The organism is Stenotrophomonas sp. G106K1, assembly GCF_037969685.1.
Lineage (GTDB): Bacteria > Pseudomonadota > Gammaproteobacteria > Xanthomonadales > Xanthomonadaceae > Stenotrophomonas > Stenotrophomonas lactitubi.
Window position 1 is genome coordinate 32,633 of record NZ_JBBPFR010000010.1, and the last position, 18,212, is coordinate 50,844.

Below are 18,212 nucleotides of genomic sequence, written 5' to 3' on the forward strand. Positions count from 1 at the left end.
TACATGCCACTGCCGCTACACTGCGCGCCGACATCTGTTGCACCTGTTCCTTTCACTCCCAACGAGGCACCCCCGCGATGCTGTACGCGCAAGTCCACCTGACCCTTCCCGCCTGGATCCACGACCAGATCGACCTGGATCGTCGATATCCGGGCGACGAGGCCAAGGTCGCGCTGGCGATCGAGCTGTCGCGGCTGAACGTCGACCACGCCAGTGGCGGTCCGTTCGGCGCCGTGGTGTTCGGGCCGGATGACAAAGTGATCGCCGCCGGCGTGAACCGGGTGATGCCGCATTCGACCTCGCTGGCGCACGCCGAGAACATGGCCTACATGCTGGCCCAGCAGCGCCTGCAGACCCCGCGCCTGAACGCGGTGCTGTCGCCGATCACCCTGGCCACCAGCTCGCAGCCGTGCTGCCAGTGCTACGGCGCCACCGTGTGGGCCGGGATCGACCGCCTGCTGATCGGTGCCAGTTCGGCCGACGTGGAAGAGCTGACCCCGTTCGATGAAGGCCCGCTGCCGGCCGACTGGGTGGGCGAACTCAACAAGCGCGGCATCGACGTGGTGCAGGGTCTGAACCGCGATGCGGCGCGCAGCGTGCTGCGTGCCTATGGGGAAAGCGATGGCGCCCGTTACTGAGGCCGGCATCGGCCTGCTGTGCCTGTGCCGGCAGGGCTTCGAGCCCGAACTGGCCGGTGAACTGCAGTTCCGCGCAGGCGCCGCCGGTTTTGCCGGTTACGCCCGTACCCAGCGCAATGATGGCTACGTGCTCTTCATGTGCGACGAAGCCGCGGCGCTTGCACCGCGACTGCCGTGGCGCGAGCTGATCTTCGCCCGCCAGAAGCTGGTGGTGCTGGCCGAGCTGCCGCAACTGGATCCGGCCGACCGCATCACCCCGATGCTGGAGGTGCTGGCCGATGCGCCGCGCTTTGGTGATCTGTGGGTGGAGCACCCCGATTCGGATGCCGGCAAACCACTGTCCGGACTGGCGCGTGCGTTCGGCAATGCCCTGCGCCCGGCGCTGCGCAAGGCCGGCAAACTCAGCGACAAACCGAACGCACGCCTGCCGCGCCTGCACGTGGTGTTCGTCGATGGCACGCACGCTTTCATCTGCGTGGCCAACCCGGACGACAGCGCCCCCTGGGCATTGGGCATTCCGCGTTTGAAGCTGTTGCCCGACGCACCCTCGCGCTCGGCATTGAAACTGGACGAGGCATTGCTGACCCTGCTCGCCCCGAAAGAACGCGAAGCGCTGGTTCGCCCGGGCATGCGCGCGGCCGACCTGGGCGCGGCACCGGGCGGCTGGACCTGGGTGCTGACCCGCCAGCACGTGCATGTGCTGAGCATCGACAACGGCCCGCTGCGCCAGCACGTACTGGACACCGGCCTGGTCGAGCACCTGCGCGCCGATGGCTTCCATTGGCATCCGGAACAGCCGCTGGACTGGATGGTCTGCGACATGGTCGAGCAACCGCGTCGCGTCGCCGAACGCATGGCCACCTGGTTCCGCGAGGGCTGGTGCAGGCACGCGATCTTCAACCTGAAGCTGCCGATGAAGAAGCGTTGGGACGAGACGCGCCTGTGCCTGGACCTGTTCCAGGACCAGGCCGGCAAGCCGCTGGTGGTACGTGCCAAGCAGCTGTACCACGACCGTGAGGAAATCACGGTGCTGGCGTCGCCGCTGCGCTGATGAACGCCACGCGCATTTTCCTTCTGCTGTGTACCGCGTTGCTGGCATCGCCTGCGCTGGCACAACCGGCGCGCCCGCAGCCGGCGCAGAGTGCTCCACTGCGCGATGACAGCGGCGTGGTCCGACAGCAGTCGCTGTCGGCCGGCCGTGTGACCGGCAGCGTCGACATCGTGGTACCGCTGGGGGAAACCCCGGTAACGGTGCGTTCGGTGGCGCCGGCGAGCGTGGTCGGCCAGTACCGCATCCATTTCGCCGAGCTGGACGTGGACGGTGATGGCTTCATCAGCCGTGAGGAGGCGCAGGTGAACCCGGCACTTGCCGACGAGTTCAACGCATTGGACGTGAAGCGTCGCGGCAAGCTGGACCGCACCGATCTGGCCGGTTGGCTGGTGGATTGAGGCCGCTGCGGTAACGGTATCCACGCATGGCGTGGATCTACCAGCTCGATTCCAGTAGATCCACGCCATGCGTGGATGCGCCGTCGGTCACACCCCTGCGGCGCGCTTCCAGAAGGCCTGCACCAGCGGCGGCCACTTGCCCACGCAGCCCAGCGCGCGGCCACGCGCCAGGGTCAGGTGCATCTCGTCGTTGGAGAACAGACGGTTGATCGCTTCGAAGCTGTAGGCGGCGATCTGGTTGTCACTGCGACGCTCGCGCGCCCAGCGCTGCAGACGGTGCGGCGACAACCGTGGCTGCCCACGACGTTCGGCAGACGGCGCCAGCCAGTGCTGCAGGGCGGCGACGTCGCGCAGGCCGAGGTTGACGCCCTGCCCGGCCAGCGGGTGCACCACGTGGGCGGCATCGCCCAGCGCCAGCACGCGACCGGCCACGTAGTGGCGTGCCAACTGCCGGCGCAGCGGGAACGCCGCGCGCGGCGAGACCAGCCGCAATTCGCCCAGGCGCGCGGCGAAGGCACGGGTCAGTTCACGATTGAATGCGTCTTCGTCCAGCGCCAGCACGCGTGCCGCCTCGTCGTCGGGCAACGTCCAGACGATGGAGCTGCGGCGCTCGGCCACCGGCAGCAGCGCCAGCGGGCCGGTCGGCAGGAAGCGCTGCCAGGCCGTCGCCTGGTTGGGCAGCTCGCTGTCCACATAGGCGACCACACCGCGCTGCTGGTAGTCGTGGCGCTCGACCTCGATCCCGGCCAGTCCGCGCAGGGTCGATTCAGCACCGTCGGCCGCCACGGCCAGCGCGGCTTCGATGCGACGGCCATCATCCAGGCGCAGGCGCACACCGTGCTCGTCCTGCTCAAGCGCTTCCACGCGCGCCGGGCAATGCAGCTCCACGCCGGCGGCCGGCAGCGCCGCCCACAGGCGATCCTGCAGCAACCCGTTCTCGACGATGAAACCCAGTTCGCGACGGCCGAAACGGTCCGCGTCGAACAGCAGGTCGTCGCCACCGGCCGCGTCCCACACCTGCATGCGCCGGTACGGCCAGGCGCGCGCCTGCGCGATCGTCGGCCACACGCCGAGTCGCTGCAGCAACTGCACGTTGTCGGCAGCGAAGGCGAACACCCGCAGATCCGGCTGTGCAGCCTGCCATGGTGCAGGTTCACGACCTTCCACCAGCGCTACTGCAAGGCCGGCATCGGCCAGGGCCAGCGCACAGGCAGCACCGACCACACCGCCGCCCACAATGACTACGTCCAGGCGTGCGCGGCGGTTCATGCAGCTTCTCCACGGCACAGGCGCGGCACGTCGCCACGGAAGCCCATCGCACCACCAACCAGCATCGACTGCACCGAGGCGCGCTGTGCGGCCACCAGGCCCAGGCTGCGCAGGGGGCGCAGCAACGGCGCCGGATTGCTGGTCAGGCGAGCAAGACCGCCGGAGAAGGCCACAGTCTGCCGTCGATCTTCTTCACGGCGGGCCACATAGGATCGCAGCAGTGCGTCGCTGCCAGCGTCGCCTTCCACTTCCAGCAACTCGGCCAGCGTCAAGGCATCGCGCAGACCGAGGTTGAAGCCCTGCGCACCCAGCGGGTGGATGGTCTGCGCGGCGTTGCCAAGCAGCACCGTGCGTTCCCCCACCAGCGCGCGCGCCAGTAACTGGATCAGCGGATAGGCGCTGCGCGGACCAGAATCGAGCAGGCGACCCGCGCGCCAGCCGATGGCCTGCTGCAGGCGCTGCAGCCAGGCGGTATCGTCCAGCGCCATCACCGCCCCGGCCTGGTCACGGGCAACGCCGTGCACGGTGCCGAAATGGCGGTCGCCACGCGGCAGCAACGCCGTCGGGCCGGTATCGGTGAAGCGCTCCCAGGCGGTGCCATCGGGCGCACGCTGGCTGCGCACCCGGGCCACGAACAGCGTCTGCTGGAAATCGTGGCGATCGACCTCGATGCCCAACGCATCGCGCACGCCGCTGCTGGTGCCGTCGGCACCGACCACCAGCCGCGCCAGCAGCACGCGCTCACCGCTGTCATCGGCCACCCGCACCTGGCGGTAACCGTCAATCACCTCGCCCAGACCCAGGAAACGCATCGGCCGGTAGCGGCGCAGGCGTGGCAGCTCCTGCAGCCGGCTTTCCAGCGCCTGGCCGAAATCACGCGCCACCACCACCTGGCCGAACCACGGCCGGTCGTAATCGGCAGCATCGAGCTGCACGCGGCCAAAATCACCGGCGCGGCTGACATGGATGCGACGGATCGGGCCGGGCGCCATCGACAGCTTCTGCATGACCCCCAGCGCGGTCAGCGCGTTGATGGTGGCTGCGGCAAAACTGAGGTTGCGCTGGTCGAACACCGCGGGCAGTTCGCCAGCCGGGCTGGCTTCGAGCAGGCCCACGTCGCGGCCCAGGCGGTCCAGGGCGATGGCCAGGCTGGCACCCACCAGACCGCCACCGACGATCAGCACGTCATGTCGTTCACTCATGGGCGCATGATACGCGCTCGCCGTGCCGGCATGCCCACCATGGACCCGCCTGCGCCAAGCGCCGCGCCGGGCTAGAATGAAACCTGAATCCGCTCCGGCCCCACCGCCATGTCCGACTCCGCACCCCGCGCCTTCGTCCTGTCAGTGCTCGTGCTGTTGCTGGCGGCGACCCGCGTCAATCACTTCGCGGCAATCCCGGACGCGTCCTGGGCCGTGTTCTTCATCGGCGGCTTCTACCTCGCCCGCTGGACCCGCTGGGCGTTCCCGCTGCTGATGGTGTTCGCGGTGCTGGTCGACTGGATCGTGATCCGCAGCAGCGGCCTCGATTTCTGGCAGCACTACTGCGTGTCGCCGGGCTACTGGCTGCTGCTGCCGGCGTACTTCGCCATGTGGGCCGGCGGCATGCTGCTGGGCCGCAACTACCGCAGTGCGCAGTGGTCGGTGCTGGGCAAGGGAGCGTTGCTGCTGGTGGCGTCGGTGGCGCTGTGCCATCTGCTGGCGCAGGGCGGTTTCTACTGGACCAGCCAGAACGTGGCCGAGCCGACAGTGGCCGGCTGGGCCCAGAACTACGCACAGTGGTTCGGCCCCTACCTGCGCACCACCGCGATCTACGTGGTCCTGGCCGCCGCACTACAGCTGGCCGTGGAGCAGGTGCTCAAGCTCCTGCAGGCCCGCCGCGACATCCATCACTGAGCGTCGCCATGGGCCATCGCCTCTCGCGCATCTACACCCGTACCGGCGACGACGGCAGCACCGGCCTGGGTGACGGCAGCCGGGTCGGCAAGGACGATCTGCGTGTTGCGTCCTATGGCACCGTCGACGAAGCCAATGCCACGCTCGGCCTGTTGCTGGCCGTGCCGCTGCCGGAAGACGTCCGCGCGCTGGTCGTGCACCTGCAGCACCAGCTGTTCGATCTGGGCGCCGAACTGTGCGTTCCCGGCCATGCCGCGATCCACGCCGCCGATGTGTCGGCGCTGGAACAGCAGCTGGACCACTACAACGCCGACCTGCCGATGCTGAAGGAGTTCATCCTGCCGGCCGGTGGAGAGGCCGCTGCGCGCTGCCACCTGGCCCGTACCGTGGTCCGCCGCGCCGAGCGCGACACGGTCGCCCTGGCCCGTGTTGAACCGGTACGCAGCGAAGCGCTGCAGTACCTCAACCGGCTGTCGGACCTGCTGTTCGTGCTGGCACGGGTGCTGGCACGGGCCGATGGCCACGGCGAAGCGCTGTGGCAGCCACAGCATCGCCAGCGCTGAGCCGCCATGCTGGTCTTCACCCATCCCGCCTGCCTGCTGCACGATCCCGGCCTTGGCCATCCTGAATGCCCGCAACGCCTGCAGGTGGTGCTCGACGCGCTGCACGAGGCCTTCCCCGGCCAACTGGAGTGGCGCGAAGCGCCGCCGGCCAAGTTCGGTGAACTGACCCGGGTGCATGACAGCGCGCTGCTGGATCTGGTGCTGCAACCGCAGACCGCGCCGCTGCGCCAGCTGGACATGGACACCTGGACTTCGCCGGGTTCGGCCAGTGCCGCGGTGCATGCCGCCGGCGCAGGGGTCGCGGCCGTCGATGCAGTGATGCTGGGTGAGGATCCACTGGCCTTCTGCGCAGTACGCCCGCCCGGCCACCATGCCACCAGCAGTACCGCGATGGGCTTCTGCCTGCTCAACAACATCGCCATCGCCGCTGCCTACGCCCGCGACCGCCACGGCCTGGAACGGATCGCGGTGGTCGACTTCGACGTCCACCACGGCAACGGCACCCAGGACATCTTCCAGCACGACGCACGGGTGTCCTACTACAGCACCCACCAGGCCGGCCTGTTCCCCGAGTCCGGCCTGCGCCGTGACCGCGGCGCCGGCAACCTGATGAACATCCTGCTGCCACCGGGCAGCGGTGGCTTCCGCTTCCGCAACGTCTGGGCCGACGAGATGCTGCCGGCGATCGACGACTTCCGCCCCCAGCTGCTGCTGATCTCGGCAGGCTTCGATGCCCACCTGCGCGATCCGCAGGCCGACCTGATGCTGGAGACCGACGATTTCGCCTGGATCACCCGCGAACTGCACGCGCTGGCACGCCGCCATGCCGCCGGCCGGGTGGTGTCGATGCTGGAGGGGGGATACGACCTGCAGGCCCTGGCCGAGTGCAGCGTGGCCCACCTGCAGGCACTGATGGCGACGCCTTCCGGCAATGGGCCTGGATGAACCCGAACCGGCAATCCGGGGATGCCTTCATTGCCCCTATGCAAGGGATGGGGCAAGCTACCGTCCGTTTTCGCCCGAATCCGAACCGCGTGCGCCGAGCCCTCCGCCTGCTTCCCCTGCCCCTGAGCATCGCCGTCTGCCTTCCGGCATGGGCTGATGACAAGCCGCTCAACTGGGGCCTTTGCCCGGCCACCGACGTGATCCCTGCGTTCACCGACGCGCCGACGCCGGTGCCCGGCCAGGACAAGGCTGCCGCCAGCGCTGCGCGCGAACAGCAGCCCACCGACATCGAGGGCGACCAGCTGCTGGGCACCACCACCGTGCCGCAGTACCAGGGCAATGTGGCGCTGCGCCGGGGCGACCAGTTCGTCGGCACCGACAAACTCAGTTTCGATACCGAAAGCGGCAACTACGTCGCCGACGGCAATGTGCGCTACCAGGATGCCTCGATCCGGATGGTCGCCAAGCGCGCCGAGGGCAACCAGGAAAGCGACACCCACAAGATCACCGACATCCAGTACCAGTTGGTGTCCCGCCGCGGTAACGGCGAAGCCGAATCGGTCGACCTGCAGGGCGCGGTCGGGCAGATGCATCGCTCCACCTACACCACCTGCGACCCGTCGCAGCCGGTGTGGAAGCTGACCGCCCCGGAAATCGAAGTCGACAACGATGAAGGCTTCGGCACCGCCCGCAACGCGGTGCTGCGGATCGGCAAGGTGCCGGTGCTGTGGGCGCCCTATTTCAAGTTCCCGATCGATGACCGGCGCAAGACCGGCCTGCTGTTCCCGCAGCTGGGCATGTCCGGCCGTAACGGTTTCGATTACGCACAGCCGATCTACTTCAACCTGGCGCCGAACTACGACGACACGTTGACCCCGCGCTACATGAGCCGGCGCGGCCTGATGCTCGACAACGAGTTCCGCTACCTCTACGAAGGCGGCCGTGGCGAACTGCTGACCGCGTTCATGCCCAACGACAAGCTGCGCGACCGCGACCGCGGCCGGGTGATGTTCGGCGGCTACCACAACCTCGACGACCACTGGCAGGCCCGCGCCAACCTGGCCTGGGTCAGCGACGAGCGCTACGTGGAAGACTTCGCCAATCGCCTGGTGGGTGTCACCGCCTCGAACCTGCAGAGCACCGTGGGCCTGTACGGCACCGGCAAGAACTGGACGGCCGGCATCATGGCCGACCGCTGGCAGCTGACCGACTACACCCTCAACGAGAGTGCGCTGGCCTACAACCGCCAGCCGCGCCTCTACTTCAACTGGGACAAGTCGCTGCTGCCGTGGCTGGAGACCGGTGTCTACGCCGAGGCCGTGCGGTTCACCCACGACGACATCAATTTCAAGTACGGCGCGGATGCCGGCGAAGACCTGCAGTACACCCGCAACGGCCGCCGGCAGACCGATGGCATCGGCGTCAGCGGTGGCTCGCGACTGGACCTGAAACCGTACGTGTCGTTCCCGATCAGCGGCGCGGCCTGGTATGTCACGCCCACGCTGGCCTACCGCTATACCGGTTACCAGCTGGACCGCGGTCTGGTCGACGGCGTGAACGGCATCCGCGGCCAGATCCTGCGCTCGCAGGGCATCGACCCGGCCACCGCCACCCCCGAGCAGCTGCGCGGCAACACCTCGCCCAGCCGCAGCCTGCCGATCGCCAGCCTGGACGCCGGCCTGTTCTTCGATCGTGAGACGAAGATCGGTGGCAAGTCGTTCCTGCAGACCCTGGAACCGCGCCTGTTCTACCTGCGCACGCCCTACCGCAACCAGGACGAGCTGCCGATCTTCGATACCCGCGACTTCACCTTCAGCTGGGGCCAGCTGTTCCGCGATTCGCGTTATACCGGCGCTGATCGCCAGAACGACGCCAACCAGCTGACCATGGCGCTGAGCACCCGCTTCATCGACCAGACCACCGGCAAGGAACGCTTCTCGGCCTCCATCGGCCAGATCCAGTACTTCGACGAATCGCGGGTGTCCGTGACCCCCGGTGGCGCGCCGGTGGAAAAGGGCAAGTCGGCCTGGATCGCCGACGGCAACTACATGATCAACGACCGCTGGACGCTGGGCGCCACCTATCAGTGGGACCCCAAGTACAAGCGCGAGGATCTTGCCAGTGTCCGTGCGCGCTACCTGATGTCCAACGACGGCGTGGTCAACCTGACCTACCGTTACCGCATCAATTCCGGCGCCCCGGCCACCGCCAACAAGCACGACCGCACCCTGCTGGAACAGGCCGACCTGTCGTTCCTGTACCCGCTGAACGAGCGCTGGAGCCTGGTGGGCCGTTATTACTACTCGATCCAGGACAAGGAACCGCTGGAGATCATCGGTGGCGTACAGTGGGACAGCTGCTGCCTGGCCGTGCGCGCCGTGGCCCGCCGCTACGTGCGCAACCGCGAAGGCGAAATGAACAACTCCATCCAGCTCGAGTTCGTGCTCAAGGGCTTGAGCTCCCTCGGCCAGGACACGGACCGCACTTTGCGCCGTGCTATCCTCGGCTACAACCGTGACGACCTCTATCTCGTGCCGCCCAGCAACACCGGAGCGGCCCGCGATGACTACGATCCGAATCAGATCCCATGACCAAGAGCTTCCCCGTTCTCCTCGCATCGCTTCTGGCGGTGTCCAGCGTGTCCGCCCCCCTGCAGGTCATTGCGCAGGAGGCCCAGCCGTTGGACCGCATCGCTGCTGTCGTCGATGAGGACGTGATCCTGCAGAGCGAGCTCCAGCGTGCGATCGCCAACATCAAGGCGCAGTACGCCGGCCGCGAGGCCCAGCTGCCGCCCGATGACGTGCTCAGCCGCCAGGTGCTCGAGCGCCTGGTGCTGGTCAAGCTGCAGGTGGCCCGCGCCCAGGGCAGCGGCATCCGTGTCAGCGACCAGGAACTGACCCAGGCGATGAATGCCATCGCCCAGCAGAACGGCTCGACCCTGGATGCCCTGCGCCAGCGCCTGGCCAGTGACGGCATCGACTTCAACGATTTCCGCGCCTCGGTGCGTGACGAGATCACCGTGCAGCGCCTGCGCCAGAGCTTTGCGCAGAGCCGCATCAGCGTCAGCGAAGGCGAGGTCGATGCGGCCCTGAAGCAGCAGGCCGATGCCGGCAACCAGTTCCACCTGGCACACATCCTGGTCGCCCTGCCCGATGGCGCCAGCGCCGAGCAGATCGCCACCGGCCAGAAGAAGGCCGACGGCGTGAAGGCATTGCTGGACAAGGGCGAACTGGACTTCAATGCGGCGGCCGTGCGTTATTCCGACAGCCCCAATGCACTGGAAGGCGGCGACCTCGGCTGGCGCACCCTGGATGAAATCCCGGCGGCATTCGCACAGACGATGCAGCAGATGAAGCCTGGCGAAGTGGTCGGCCCGATCCGCGGCCCGAGCGGCTTCCAGCTGCTGAAGCTGGTGGAAGTGCGTGACGCCAGCGCGGCGGCAGGCACCCACACCGTCACCGAGTACCACGGCCGCCATATCCTGGTGCGCGTGGACGATGCCCAGTCCGACGCGGCCGCCAAGGCCAAGATCGATACCCTGCGCGCCCGCATTGCCGGCGGTGCCGACTTCCAGCAGGTGGCCAAGGAATCGTCCGAGGACACCAACAGCAAGGGCCAGGGCGGCGATCTGGGCTGGTTCCCGGCCGATGCGTTCGGCCCGGCCTTCGGCCAGCAGGTGGCAGGCATCCAGGACGGCGGCGTCAGCCAGCCGTTCCGTACCGATGCGGGCTGGCACATCGTGCAGCGCGTAGGCACCCGCCAGACCGACGTCGGCAGCGACAACCAGCGCGCCCAGGTCCGCGAGACCATCGGCCGCCGCAAGCTGGAAGACGAGTACAACCGCTTCCTGCAGGAGCTGCGTGGCGAAGCCTACGTCAGCTTCCGCAGCGGTGACCGGGCGGAAAATACCGCCACGCCGCCGCAGTCCTGAGCCATGCTCCCCGAGCTCGCTCTGGTACCGGGCGAGCCCGCCGGGATCGGCCCGGAGCTGTGTGTCCGACTGGTCCAGCAGCCACGCGATGACTGCCGGCTGCTGGCATTCGCCGATCCGGACACCCTGCGCGCGGCCGCTGCCGCGCTGAACCTGCCCCTGCAACTGCTGCCCGAGGACGCGCATGCCCGCGTCCCCGGCGACCTGCGCCTTCGCGTCGTCGCCAACAGCACCCCCAGCCGTTTCGGCCATACCGACCCTGCCAACGCAGGCGCGGTGATCGGCGCCCTGCTGGGTGCCGGCCAGGCCTGCCTGACCGGTGAACTGCACGGCGTGGTGACCGGCCCGGTGCACAAGGCGGTGATCAACCAGGGCGGCATTGCCTACAGCGGCACCACGGAACTGCTGGCCGACCAGGCCGGAGTGAAAGTGGTGATGATGCTGGCCAACGACATCGTCCGCGTGGCCCTGGCCACCACCCACCTGCCGCTGCGCGAGGTCGCCGATGCGATCACCGCCCCCGGCCTGGAACACACCCTGCGCACCGTGCATGCCGCGCTGCGCCGCGAGTTCGGCCTGGCCGCACCGCGCATCGCCGTGCTGGGCCTGAACCCGCATGCCGGCGAAGACGGCCACCTCGGTCGCGAGGAACTGGATCTGGTCATCCCGCTGCTGCAGCGCCTGCGCAGCGAGGGTATGGACCTGATCGGTCCGCTGCCGGCCGATACCGCGTTCCTGCCGTCCAAGCTGGCCGGCTTCGACACCGTGCTGGCGATGTACCACGACCAGGGCCTGCCGGTGCTGAAGTACTCCGGCTTCGAGCAGGCGGTGAACCTGACCCTGGGCCTGCCCTACCCGCGCGTGGCGGTCGACCACGGCACCGCGCTGGATCTTGCCGGCCGCGGCATTGCCGATCCTTCCAGCCTGCAGGCCGCCACAACGCTGTGTGCGCGGCTGGCACGGCAACGTACACTGAGCACATGACTTCCCCGCATTCCCCCTCCGGCCCGGTGTTTTCCGCCCCGGCCAAGAAGCAGCTCGGCCAGCACTTCCTTGCCGACCGCTACTACATCGACAAGATCGTGATGGCGGTCAATCCCAGGGACGGCGACCGCCTGGTCGAGATCGGCCCGGGCCAAGGTGCGATCACCCTGCCGCTGCTGCGCGTCCACCCGAAGATGACGGTGATCGAGTTCGACCGCGACCTGATCGCGCCGTTGACCGCCGCCGCCGAACCGCTGGGCGAGCTGACCATCGTCAACCGCGACGTGCTGCGGGTGGACTTCACCGAGCTTGCCGATGGCCAGCCGATCCGCCTGGTCGGCAACCTGCCCTACAACATCTCCTCGCCGATCCTGTTCCATGCGCTGGAACACGCTGCGGTGATTTCCGACATGCACTTCATGCTGCAGAAAGAAGTGGTCGATCGCATGGCCGCCGGTCCCGGCAGCAAGGTGTTCGGCCGCCTGAGCGTGATGCTGCAGGCCTACTGCGAGGTGACCTCGCTGTTCGTGGTGCCGCCGGGTGCGTTCAGGCCGCCGCCGAAGGTCGATTCGGCCGTGGTGCGTCTGATACCGCGTGAGCCGGCCACCATCAACATCAAGGACCACAAGCGCTTCGCCGACGTGGTCAGGGCCGCCTTCGGCCAACGCCGCAAGACCCTGCGCAATGCCCTGAACAACGTGGTCAGCGCCGAGCAGTTCGTGGCCGCCGGCGTGCGTCCCGACGCCCGCGCCGAACAGCTGGACGTGGCTGAATTCATCGCTTTGGCCAATGCCACCTGATTACACTGCCGGTATGGAAGACGCTGACGTTTATGCCATCTCCGTCGAAGTCGCCCCGCGCTTCCTCGACGACCAATCCGCACCGGAAGACGGTCGCTATGCGTTCGCCTATACGATCCGCATCCACAACCAGGGCCGCGTCGCCGCCCGCCTGGTCGCACGCCATTGGCGCATCACCGATGCCAACGGCCGCGTCGAGCATGTCGATGGCGATGGCGTGATCGGCGAACAGCCACGACTGCGCCCGGGTGAAGACTTCCATTACACCTCAGGTGTCATGCTCGGCACCGAGCACGGCACGATGCAGGGCCATTACGACATGGTGGCCGACGATGGCACCGAATTCGCCGCGCCGGTCGCACCCTTCGTGCTGGCCATCCCGCGCACCCTGCACTGACACGGAGGCCGAACGATGAGTGTATGGGCGATCGGCGACCTGCAAGGCTGCTACGACGTAACCCAGCGCCTGCTGGAAAAGATCCGCTTCGATCCGGCGCAGGACACCCTGTGGTTCTGCGGCGACCTGGTCAACCGCGGTGGACAGTCGCTGGAAACGCTGCGGCTGGTGCATTCGCTGCGCGAACACAGCGTGGTGGTGCTCGGCAACCATGACCTTTCCCTGCTGGCCGTCGGTGCGCGCACCGAAGAGGAACAGCGCAAGGTCAACCCGGACCTGCTGCGCATCGTCCAGGCCGAAGACCGTGACGTGCTGCTGGACTGGCTGCGCCTGCAGAAGCTGGTACACGTGGACCGTGAGCTTGGCTGGATGATGGTGCATGCCGGCCTGGCGCCGAAGTGGACCACGCAGATGGCCGAGAAGCATGCGGCCGAAGTGGAAGTGCAGCTGCACGGCGCCGGCTACCGCAAGCTGTTCCGCAACATGTACGGCGACAAGCCCAGCTGGGCGCCGAACCTGACCGGCTACGAGCGCTCGCGGGCAATCATCAACGTGCTGACGCGCATGCGTTACTGCACCTCGCGCGGCCGTATCGGCATCGAAGACAAGGGCACGCCGGGCACCCAGGAACAGGGGCTGTATCCCTGGTTCGAAGTGCCGGGCCGGGTCGAGCGCGACCTGAAGGTGGTCTGTGGCCACTGGTCCGCGCTCGGCCTGACCATCACCCAGGGCATCCACGCGATCGACACCGGTGCCGTGTGGGGTGGCAAGCTCACCGCGATCCAGCTCGACACCGATGAGCTGCGCGTGGTGCAGGTACCGGGACGCGACGTGCCGGCACCGGTCGCCAACGCGCGGCCGCCTGCGCGGCCCGCACATGAGCGCACTGCAGGGCAAGGCAAGGACAGCGGCCAAGGCAACGGCAACGCTGGCACGGCTGGCGCCCCCGGCAACCGTGGTCCGCGCCGGCGCCGCCGCCGCGGTGGCGGTGGTGGCGGCAACAACAACAACAACAACGGCACGCCTCCTTCGGCATGAAGCCAGGCAACCACGCACCATGGACGGTGCTGCTGCTGACGCTGGCCCTGGCCAGCGGCTGCCAGCCCTCGTCGTCGCCGGCGACCGCCGGCGCTGACAAGTCCGCCGCCCCTGCAACGGCACCGACACCCTCACCACCGTTGGTCGCAGCCGCGCGCGCGCAGATCGGCGTCACCACGCGCTACGACCCTGCCTATCAGGTGCTGGCCTACCCCGGCGGCGACGTGCCCGCTGACCGCGGCGTATGCACCGACGTGGTGGTTCGCGCCCTGCGTACGCAAGGGCTGGACCTGCAGGTCCGCGTGAACGAAGACATGCGCGCTGATTTCAGCGCCTATCCGGCGCTGTGGGGGCTGTCACGACCGGATCGGAACATCGACCATCGGCGCGTGCCCAACCTGATGCGCTGGTTCGATCGCCAGGGTTGGCAACGGCCGATCAGTGTCCGCGCCAGCGACTTCGCTGCCGGCGACATCGTGGCCTGGAAGCTCAACGGCAACGGCCTGCTGCACGTGGGCATCGTCTCCGACCGGCGCCTGGCCGATGGCACCCCGCTGGTGCTGCACAACATCGCGCGGGGTACGCGGGAAGAAAACCTGCTGTTCCAGCACGCGATCATTGGACACTACCGGATGCCGCAAACGATCCTGTAGCGCCGTGATCAGCGGCGCACGTAATGTACGAAACGGAACGCGTACGCGTGGCGTTCGTCAGCCGGGTGCGGCTCGCTGCTCACTTCCTGCCAGTCCTGCGCGTCCAGCTCGGGGAAATGGGTGTCGGCCGGTACTTCGGCATCCACCCAGGTCAGGTACAGATCACTGGCCTGGTCCAGCAGCTGGCGGAAGATCTCGCCACCGCCGATGATGCACAGTTCGCTGGCGCCCTCACCTTCCGCAATCGCTTTCGCCTCGTCCAGCGAGGCCACCGCACGCATGCCCTCGAACGGCACCTGGCCGCTGCGGGTCAGCACCAGGTTGGTCCGCCCCGGCAGCACGCGGCCGATCGATTCGGCGGTCTTGCGCCCCATCAGGATCGGCTTGCCCAGGGTGAGCGCCTTGAAGTGTTTGAAGTCGTCCGGCAGATGCCAGGGCATGGCATTGCCCTGGCCGATGCCGAGATTGCGATCCAGCGCCACCACCATCGACAGCTTCATCGTACTCACACCGCCACCGGCGCCTTGATCGCCGGATGCGGATCGTAGCCGTCGATGCGGATGTCATCGAACTGGAAGCCGAACAGATCGGTCACTTCCGGGTTCAACCACAGCGTCGGCAGTGCGCGCGGCTCACGCGACAGCTGCTCGCGCGCCTGCTCGAAGTGGTTCGAATACAGGTGCGCATCGCCCAGCGTATGCACGAAATCGCCGACACCCAGGCCAGTGGCCTGCGCCACCATGTGGGTCAGCAGTGCGTAGCTGGCGATGTTGAACGGCACACCGAGGAAGATGTCGCCACTGCGCTGGTACAGCTGGCAGCTGAGCTTGCCGTCGACCACATAGAACTGGAACAGGTTGTGGCACGGCATCAGCGCCATCTGCGAGAGCTCGCCCACGTTCCAGGCACTGACCACCAGCCGCCGTGAATCCGGGTTGCGCTTGATCTCGTCCACCAGCCACTGCATCTGGTCGATGCTGCCGCCGTCGGCCGTGGCCCAGCTGCGCCACTGCTTGCCGTACACCGGGCCGAGGTCGCCGTTGTCGTCGGCCCACTCGTCCCAGATGCGCACCTGGTTGTCCTTGAGGTAACCGATGTTGGTATCGCCCTTCAGGAACCACAGCAGCTCGTGGATGATCGAGCGCAGGTGCAGCTTCTTGGTGGTGACCAGCGGAAAACCGTCGTTGAGGTTGAAGCGCATCTGCCAGCCGAACACGCTGCGGGTGCCGGTACCTGTGCGGTCGCTCTTCTCGGCGCCGTGTTCGAGCACGTGCGAGAGCAGGTGCAGATAGGCCTTCATGCCTTGCCCTCCGCCACCACCAGCGGCTGCGGCTGCAGCACCGGCGCGCGGCGCGACATCACCAGCAGCACCAGGCCGAAGGCGATCAGCGGCACGCACAGGATCTGGCCCTTGGTCAGCCAGCCGAACGCCACATAGACGCCGTTGTCGGGCATGCGCACGAACTCCACGGCGAAGCGGAAAATGCCGTACAGCAGCGCGAACAGGCCGCCGATGAGATAGCGATGGCGCGGCTTGGCCGACACCGTCCACAACACCACGAACATCACCAGGCCCTCCAGCAGCGCTTCATACAACTGCGAGGGATGGCGGGCGAACTGATTCAGCGCACCGCTGGCGAACTGCGACTGCAGGGTGGCGTGGTCAAGCTGGTTCAGCGGCGCCGGCAGGCCGGACGGGAACACCACGCCCCAGCTGCCGTCGGTGTACTTGCCCCACAGCTCGGCGCCGATGAAGTTGCCGATGCGGCCAAAACCCAGGCCCAGCGGCACCAGCGGTGCCATGAAATCCATGGTGTCGAAGAAGTGCAGCGCATGCTTGCGCGACCACCACCAGCAGGCCGCGATCACGCCGAGCAGGCCGCCGTGGAAGCTCATGCCGCCATCCCATACCTTGAACAGCAGCAGCGGGTTGTGCAGGAAATCGCCCAGCGCGTAGAACAGCATGTAGCCGATGCGCCCGCCCAGCACCACGCCGAGCATGGCGTAGAACAGCAGGTCGGAGAAGCCGTTGGCATCGACGCCCGGCAGGCGCCCGTCGGCGATCCGCTTGCGCCCCAGCAGCCAGGCGGCGGTGAAGCCGAGCAGGTACATGATGCCGTACCAGTGCACCTTGATCGGTCCCAGCGAGAGGGCGATGGGGTCGATGTCGTGGAAATAGATCATGAAGGGCGCCTTGCAGGGATGCCGATATTCTAGCGCCGCCCGGGAGCGGCCTCGTGGTGGCCGCCATCGCCCGATTGCCGGGCTTCAGCCCAGTATCTGCGGCGTGTCCGGCAGGCCGTCCTGGTCGGACCGCGCCGAGGCCGGAAAGTGCCCTTCCAGCAGGGTGGAAACCTCATCGATGGCATCACGCAGCGCCGCCACCGGCTGCGAACCGCGCAGGCCCTCGCGCAGGTGGGTGCAGACCCGCTGCCATTGCTCGGGCGCGACCCGCCCCTGCAGGCCACGGTCGGCGACGATCTCGATGGCATGGTCGGCCAGCAGCAGGTAGATCAGCACGCCGTTGTTGTGGGCGGTATCCCAGGTGCGCAGGCGGGCGAAGGCATGTTCGGCCGCCTGCCGTGGGGTGACCCTGTGCCACAGCGCGTGCAGCGGCAGATCGGCCTCGACGGCGAACATCACCTGGCCGCCATGGCGCTGCTCGCCCGCGGCGATCGCCTCGGTGATCGCCTGCAGCGTGGCCGGCGGGAACGCCCGGCGCACCGATGGCGAAAACAGATGCCTGCACAGACGTTGGATCATCACCAGCCCCCCGAGGCGCCGCCGCCACCGGAACGGCCGCCACCACCGCCCCAGCCGCCACCACCGCCAAATCCACCACCGCCGCCGAAACCGCCGCCACCCCAGCTCCCGCCGCCCCAACCACCACCGCCGGCAAAACGCCCCGGATGGCCGGACAGCATCGCCACCACCAGGCCGACCACGCCGGCCAGGCCACTGGCCAGCAGCGTGGAGGTGAACAGGAAAGCAGCGACGGCCGCACCGGCGCCCCCCAGCAGGCCGCGCAGCGGGCGCGGCACACGTGAGAACACGCCGCGCAGGATGCTGCCGGCGAACACGCCTATGAACAACGCCAGGAACCAGGTATCGCCGCCGCCGTCTGGCGCACGCCCGTGCTGGCTGCTGACCGGCGCCGGCAGCGGTTCGCCGTCGATGATCTTCACCAGCATCGCCGTGGCGTCGGTGATGCCACCGGCATAGTCATTGGCGCGGAAGCGTGGCACCAGGTACTCCTGGATCACCCGGTTGGCGATCGCATCGGGAATCGCACCTTCCAGGCCATAACCCGGTTCGATGCGCACCCGCCGATCCTCCTTGGCCACCACCAGCAGCACGCCGTCATCCACGCCCTTGCGACCGATCTGCCACTGGTCGAACACGCGGGTGGTGTACTGGGCGATGTCTTCCGGCTGCGTGGTTGGCACCACCAGCACCTGCATCTGGCTGCCCTTGCGTTGCTGCAGGTCCAGCGCCTGCTGCACCAGCGCCTGCTTCTGCGCGGCGTCCAAGGTGCCGGTGGTATCCACCACCGGCGAATCCAGCGCCGGGATCGGCGCCAGCGTCTGCGCCTGCACGGTCAACGGCAGCCACAACCACAGGGCCAGCAGTGTGGCGGCCAGGCGCATCGG

General features: G+C 67.8%; 20 protein-coding genes. 13 read left to right on the forward strand and 7 right to left on the reverse strand.

All coding sequences use genetic code 11. From position 1 onward, the window contains the following. The first annotated feature begins 77 nt into the window (after positions 1–77). From WKB25_RS10915 to WKB25_RS10925, 3 genes are read left to right on the forward strand one after another with little or no spacing between them, the layout of a single operon-like run. The gene (locus WKB25_RS10915) at positions 78–638 is read left to right on the forward strand and encodes a nucleoside deaminase (protein WP_059066057.1); all 561 of its coding nucleotides are present in this window, start codon (positions 78–80) and stop codon (positions 636–638) included. Further along, entirely contained in the window at positions 622–1,689 is a 1,068-nt protein-coding gene (gene rlmM / locus WKB25_RS10920) for a 23S rRNA (cytidine(2498)-2'-O)-methyltransferase RlmM (RefSeq protein ID WP_340570574.1), read from the forward strand. Before WKB25_RS10915 ends, rlmM begins: the two co-directional genes overlap by 17 nt. Beyond that, a complete protein-coding gene (locus tag WKB25_RS10925; protein ID WP_340570576.1) occupies positions 1,689–2,087 on the forward strand; it encodes an EF-hand domain-containing protein in 399 nt (132 codons plus the stop codon). The genes rlmM and WKB25_RS10925 overlap by 1 nt, the downstream gene beginning before the upstream one ends. A gap of 87 nt (positions 2,088–2,174) precedes the next feature. Here WKB25_RS10925 and WKB25_RS10930 read toward each other — a convergent pair whose 3' ends face one another. Together WKB25_RS10930 and ubiH are read right to left on the reverse strand one after the other, a co-directional pair. Next, the gene (locus WKB25_RS10930; protein WP_340570578.1) at positions 2,175–3,356 is read right to left on the reverse strand and encodes a UbiH/UbiF family hydroxylase; all 1,182 of its coding nucleotides are present in this window, start codon (positions 3,354–3,356) and stop codon (positions 2,175–2,177) included. Beyond that, a complete protein-coding gene (gene ubiH / locus WKB25_RS10935) occupies positions 3,353–4,558 on the reverse strand; it encodes a 2-octaprenyl-6-methoxyphenyl hydroxylase (RefSeq protein ID WP_340570580.1) in 1,206 nt (401 codons plus the stop codon). Before ubiH ends, WKB25_RS10930 begins: the two co-directional genes overlap by 4 nt. Before the next feature lie 108 nt (positions 4,559–4,666). On the opposite strand from ubiH, the gene WKB25_RS10940 reads away from it, so the two are divergent. The 10 genes from WKB25_RS10940 to WKB25_RS10985 all read left to right on the forward strand — a co-directional run bounded on the left by WKB25_RS10940 (position 4,667) and on the right by WKB25_RS10985 (position 14,562). Then, complete coding sequence (locus WKB25_RS10940) at positions 4,667–5,251, forward strand: hypothetical protein (protein ID WP_340570582.1); 585 nt, start codon at positions 4,667–4,669, stop codon at positions 5,249–5,251. A gap of 8 nt (positions 5,252–5,259) precedes the next feature. Then, positions 5,260–5,814, forward strand: a complete 555-nt coding sequence (locus WKB25_RS10945; protein ID WP_089238883.1) for a cob(I)yrinic acid a,c-diamide adenosyltransferase — start codon at positions 5,260–5,262, stop codon at positions 5,812–5,814. A gap of 6 nt (positions 5,815–5,820) precedes the next feature. Continuing rightward, positions 5,821–6,759 carry a histone deacetylase family protein gene (locus WKB25_RS10950; protein WP_340570584.1) on the forward strand — a complete coding sequence of 313 codons (939 nt, stop codon included), beginning with the start codon at positions 5,821–5,823 and terminating at the stop codon, positions 6,757–6,759. A gap of 89 nt (positions 6,760–6,848) precedes the next feature. Further along, on the forward strand, positions 6,849–9,350 hold the full coding sequence (lptD, locus tag WKB25_RS10955) for an LPS-assembly protein LptD (protein WP_340570586.1): 2,502 nt from the start codon (positions 6,849–6,851) through the stop codon (positions 9,348–9,350). Beyond that, complete coding sequence (locus WKB25_RS10960; RefSeq protein WP_340570588.1) at positions 9,347–10,690, forward strand: peptidylprolyl isomerase; 1,344 nt, start codon at positions 9,347–9,349, stop codon at positions 10,688–10,690. Before lptD ends, WKB25_RS10960 begins: the two co-directional genes overlap by 4 nt. A gap of 3 nt (positions 10,691–10,693) precedes the next feature. Continuing rightward, positions 10,694–11,674: a 4-hydroxythreonine-4-phosphate dehydrogenase PdxA gene (pdxA, locus tag WKB25_RS10965; protein WP_340570590.1), complete on the forward strand. Its 981-nt coding sequence runs from the start codon at positions 10,694–10,696 to the stop codon at positions 11,672–11,674. Beyond that, positions 11,671–12,474, forward strand: a complete 804-nt coding sequence (rsmA, locus tag WKB25_RS10970) for a 16S rRNA (adenine(1518)-N(6)/adenine(1519)-N(6))-dimethyltransferase RsmA (RefSeq protein WP_340570592.1) — start codon at positions 11,671–11,673, stop codon at positions 12,472–12,474. The genes pdxA and rsmA overlap by 4 nt, the downstream gene beginning before the upstream one ends. A 13-nt stretch (positions 12,475–12,487) precedes the next feature. Beyond that, the gene (gene apaG / locus WKB25_RS10975) at positions 12,488–12,871 is read left to right on the forward strand and encodes a Co2+/Mg2+ efflux protein ApaG (RefSeq protein ID WP_025877914.1); all 384 of its coding nucleotides are present in this window, start codon (positions 12,488–12,490) and stop codon (positions 12,869–12,871) included. 15 nt (positions 12,872–12,886) lie between these two features. Next, complete coding sequence (locus WKB25_RS10980) at positions 12,887–13,909, forward strand: symmetrical bis(5'-nucleosyl)-tetraphosphatase (RefSeq protein WP_340570594.1); 1,023 nt, start codon at positions 12,887–12,889, stop codon at positions 13,907–13,909. After that, positions 13,906–14,562: a DUF1287 domain-containing protein gene (locus WKB25_RS10985; RefSeq protein ID WP_340570596.1), complete on the forward strand. Its 657-nt coding sequence runs from the start codon at positions 13,906–13,908 to the stop codon at positions 14,560–14,562. Before WKB25_RS10980 ends, WKB25_RS10985 begins: the two co-directional genes overlap by 4 nt. Positions 14,563–14,570: 8 nt before the next feature. Here WKB25_RS10985 and WKB25_RS10990 read toward each other — a convergent pair whose 3' ends face one another. The 5 genes from WKB25_RS10990 to WKB25_RS11010 all read right to left on the reverse strand — a co-directional run bounded on the left by WKB25_RS10990 (position 14,571) and on the right by WKB25_RS11010 (position 18,209). Next, a complete protein-coding gene (locus tag WKB25_RS10990; protein WP_340570713.1) occupies positions 14,571–15,062 on the reverse strand; it encodes a dihydrofolate reductase in 492 nt (163 codons plus the stop codon). A gap of 5 nt (positions 15,063–15,067) precedes the next feature. Then, positions 15,068–15,862, reverse strand: a complete 795-nt coding sequence (locus tag WKB25_RS10995; RefSeq protein WP_340570598.1) for a thymidylate synthase — start codon at positions 15,860–15,862, stop codon at positions 15,068–15,070. After that, positions 15,859–16,746: a prolipoprotein diacylglyceryl transferase gene (lgt, locus tag WKB25_RS11000; protein WP_100551599.1), complete on the reverse strand. Its 888-nt coding sequence runs from the start codon at positions 16,744–16,746 to the stop codon at positions 15,859–15,861. The genes WKB25_RS10995 and lgt overlap by 4 nt, the downstream gene beginning before the upstream one ends. Positions 16,747–16,830: 84 nt before the next feature. Then, complete coding sequence (locus WKB25_RS11005; RefSeq protein WP_340570600.1) at positions 16,831–17,325, reverse strand: TPM domain-containing protein; 495 nt, start codon at positions 17,323–17,325, stop codon at positions 16,831–16,833. Further along, a complete protein-coding gene (locus tag WKB25_RS11010; RefSeq protein ID WP_340570602.1) occupies positions 17,325–18,209 on the reverse strand; it encodes a TPM domain-containing protein in 885 nt (294 codons plus the stop codon). Before WKB25_RS11010 ends, WKB25_RS11005 begins: the two co-directional genes overlap by 1 nt. Positions 18,210–18,212 lie beyond the last annotated feature (3 nt).

What these genes read in the sequence shown, in the direction of transcription:
- WKB25_RS10915 (WP_059066057.1), top strand. Translation starts at nt 78, where the DNA reads ATGCTGTACGCGCAAGTCCACCTGACCCTTCCCGCCTGGATCCACGAC.
- rlmM (WP_340570574.1), top strand. Translation starts at nt 622, where the DNA reads ATGGCGCCCGTTACTGAGGCCGGCATCGGCCTGCTGTGCCTGTGCCGG.
- WKB25_RS10925 (WP_340570576.1), top strand. Translation starts at nt 1,689, where the DNA reads ATGAACGCCACGCGCATTTTCCTTCTGCTGTGTACCGCGTTGCTGGCA.
- WKB25_RS10930 (WP_340570578.1), bottom strand. Translation starts at nt 3,356, where the DNA reads ATGAACCGCCGCGCACGCCTGGACGTAGTCATTGTGGGCGGCGGTGTG.
- ubiH (WP_340570580.1), bottom strand. Translation starts at nt 4,558, where the DNA reads ATGAGTGAACGACATGACGTGCTGATCGTCGGTGGCGGTCTGGTGGGT.
- WKB25_RS10940 (WP_340570582.1), top strand. Translation starts at nt 4,667, where the DNA reads ATGTCCGACTCCGCACCCCGCGCCTTCGTCCTGTCAGTGCTCGTGCTG.
- WKB25_RS10945 (WP_089238883.1), top strand. Translation starts at nt 5,260, where the DNA reads ATGGGCCATCGCCTCTCGCGCATCTACACCCGTACCGGCGACGACGGC.
- WKB25_RS10950 (WP_340570584.1), top strand. Translation starts at nt 5,821, where the DNA reads ATGCTGGTCTTCACCCATCCCGCCTGCCTGCTGCACGATCCCGGCCTT.
- WKB25_RS10960 (WP_340570588.1), top strand. Translation starts at nt 9,347, where the DNA reads ATGACCAAGAGCTTCCCCGTTCTCCTCGCATCGCTTCTGGCGGTGTCC.
- pdxA (WP_340570590.1), top strand. Translation starts at nt 10,694, where the DNA reads ATGCTCCCCGAGCTCGCTCTGGTACCGGGCGAGCCCGCCGGGATCGGC.
- rsmA (WP_340570592.1), top strand. Translation starts at nt 11,671, where the DNA reads ATGACTTCCCCGCATTCCCCCTCCGGCCCGGTGTTTTCCGCCCCGGCC.
- apaG (WP_025877914.1), top strand. Translation starts at nt 12,488, where the DNA reads ATGGAAGACGCTGACGTTTATGCCATCTCCGTCGAAGTCGCCCCGCGC.
- WKB25_RS10980 (WP_340570594.1), top strand. Translation starts at nt 12,887, where the DNA reads ATGAGTGTATGGGCGATCGGCGACCTGCAAGGCTGCTACGACGTAACC.
- WKB25_RS10985 (WP_340570596.1), top strand. Translation starts at nt 13,906, where the DNA reads ATGAAGCCAGGCAACCACGCACCATGGACGGTGCTGCTGCTGACGCTG.
- WKB25_RS10990 (WP_340570713.1), bottom strand. Translation starts at nt 15,062, where the DNA reads ATGAAGCTGTCGATGGTGGTGGCGCTGGATCGCAATCTCGGCATCGGC.
- WKB25_RS10995 (WP_340570598.1), bottom strand. Translation starts at nt 15,862, where the DNA reads ATGAAGGCCTATCTGCACCTGCTCTCGCACGTGCTCGAACACGGCGCC.
- lgt (WP_100551599.1), bottom strand. Translation starts at nt 16,746, where the DNA reads ATGATCTATTTCCACGACATCGACCCCATCGCCCTCTCGCTGGGACCG.
- WKB25_RS11005 (WP_340570600.1), bottom strand. Translation starts at nt 17,325, where the DNA reads ATGATCCAACGTCTGTGCAGGCATCTGTTTTCGCCATCGGTGCGCCGG.
- WKB25_RS11010 (WP_340570602.1), bottom strand. Translation starts at nt 18,209, where the DNA reads ATGCGCCTGGCCGCCACACTGCTGGCCCTGTGGTTGTGGCTGCCGTTG.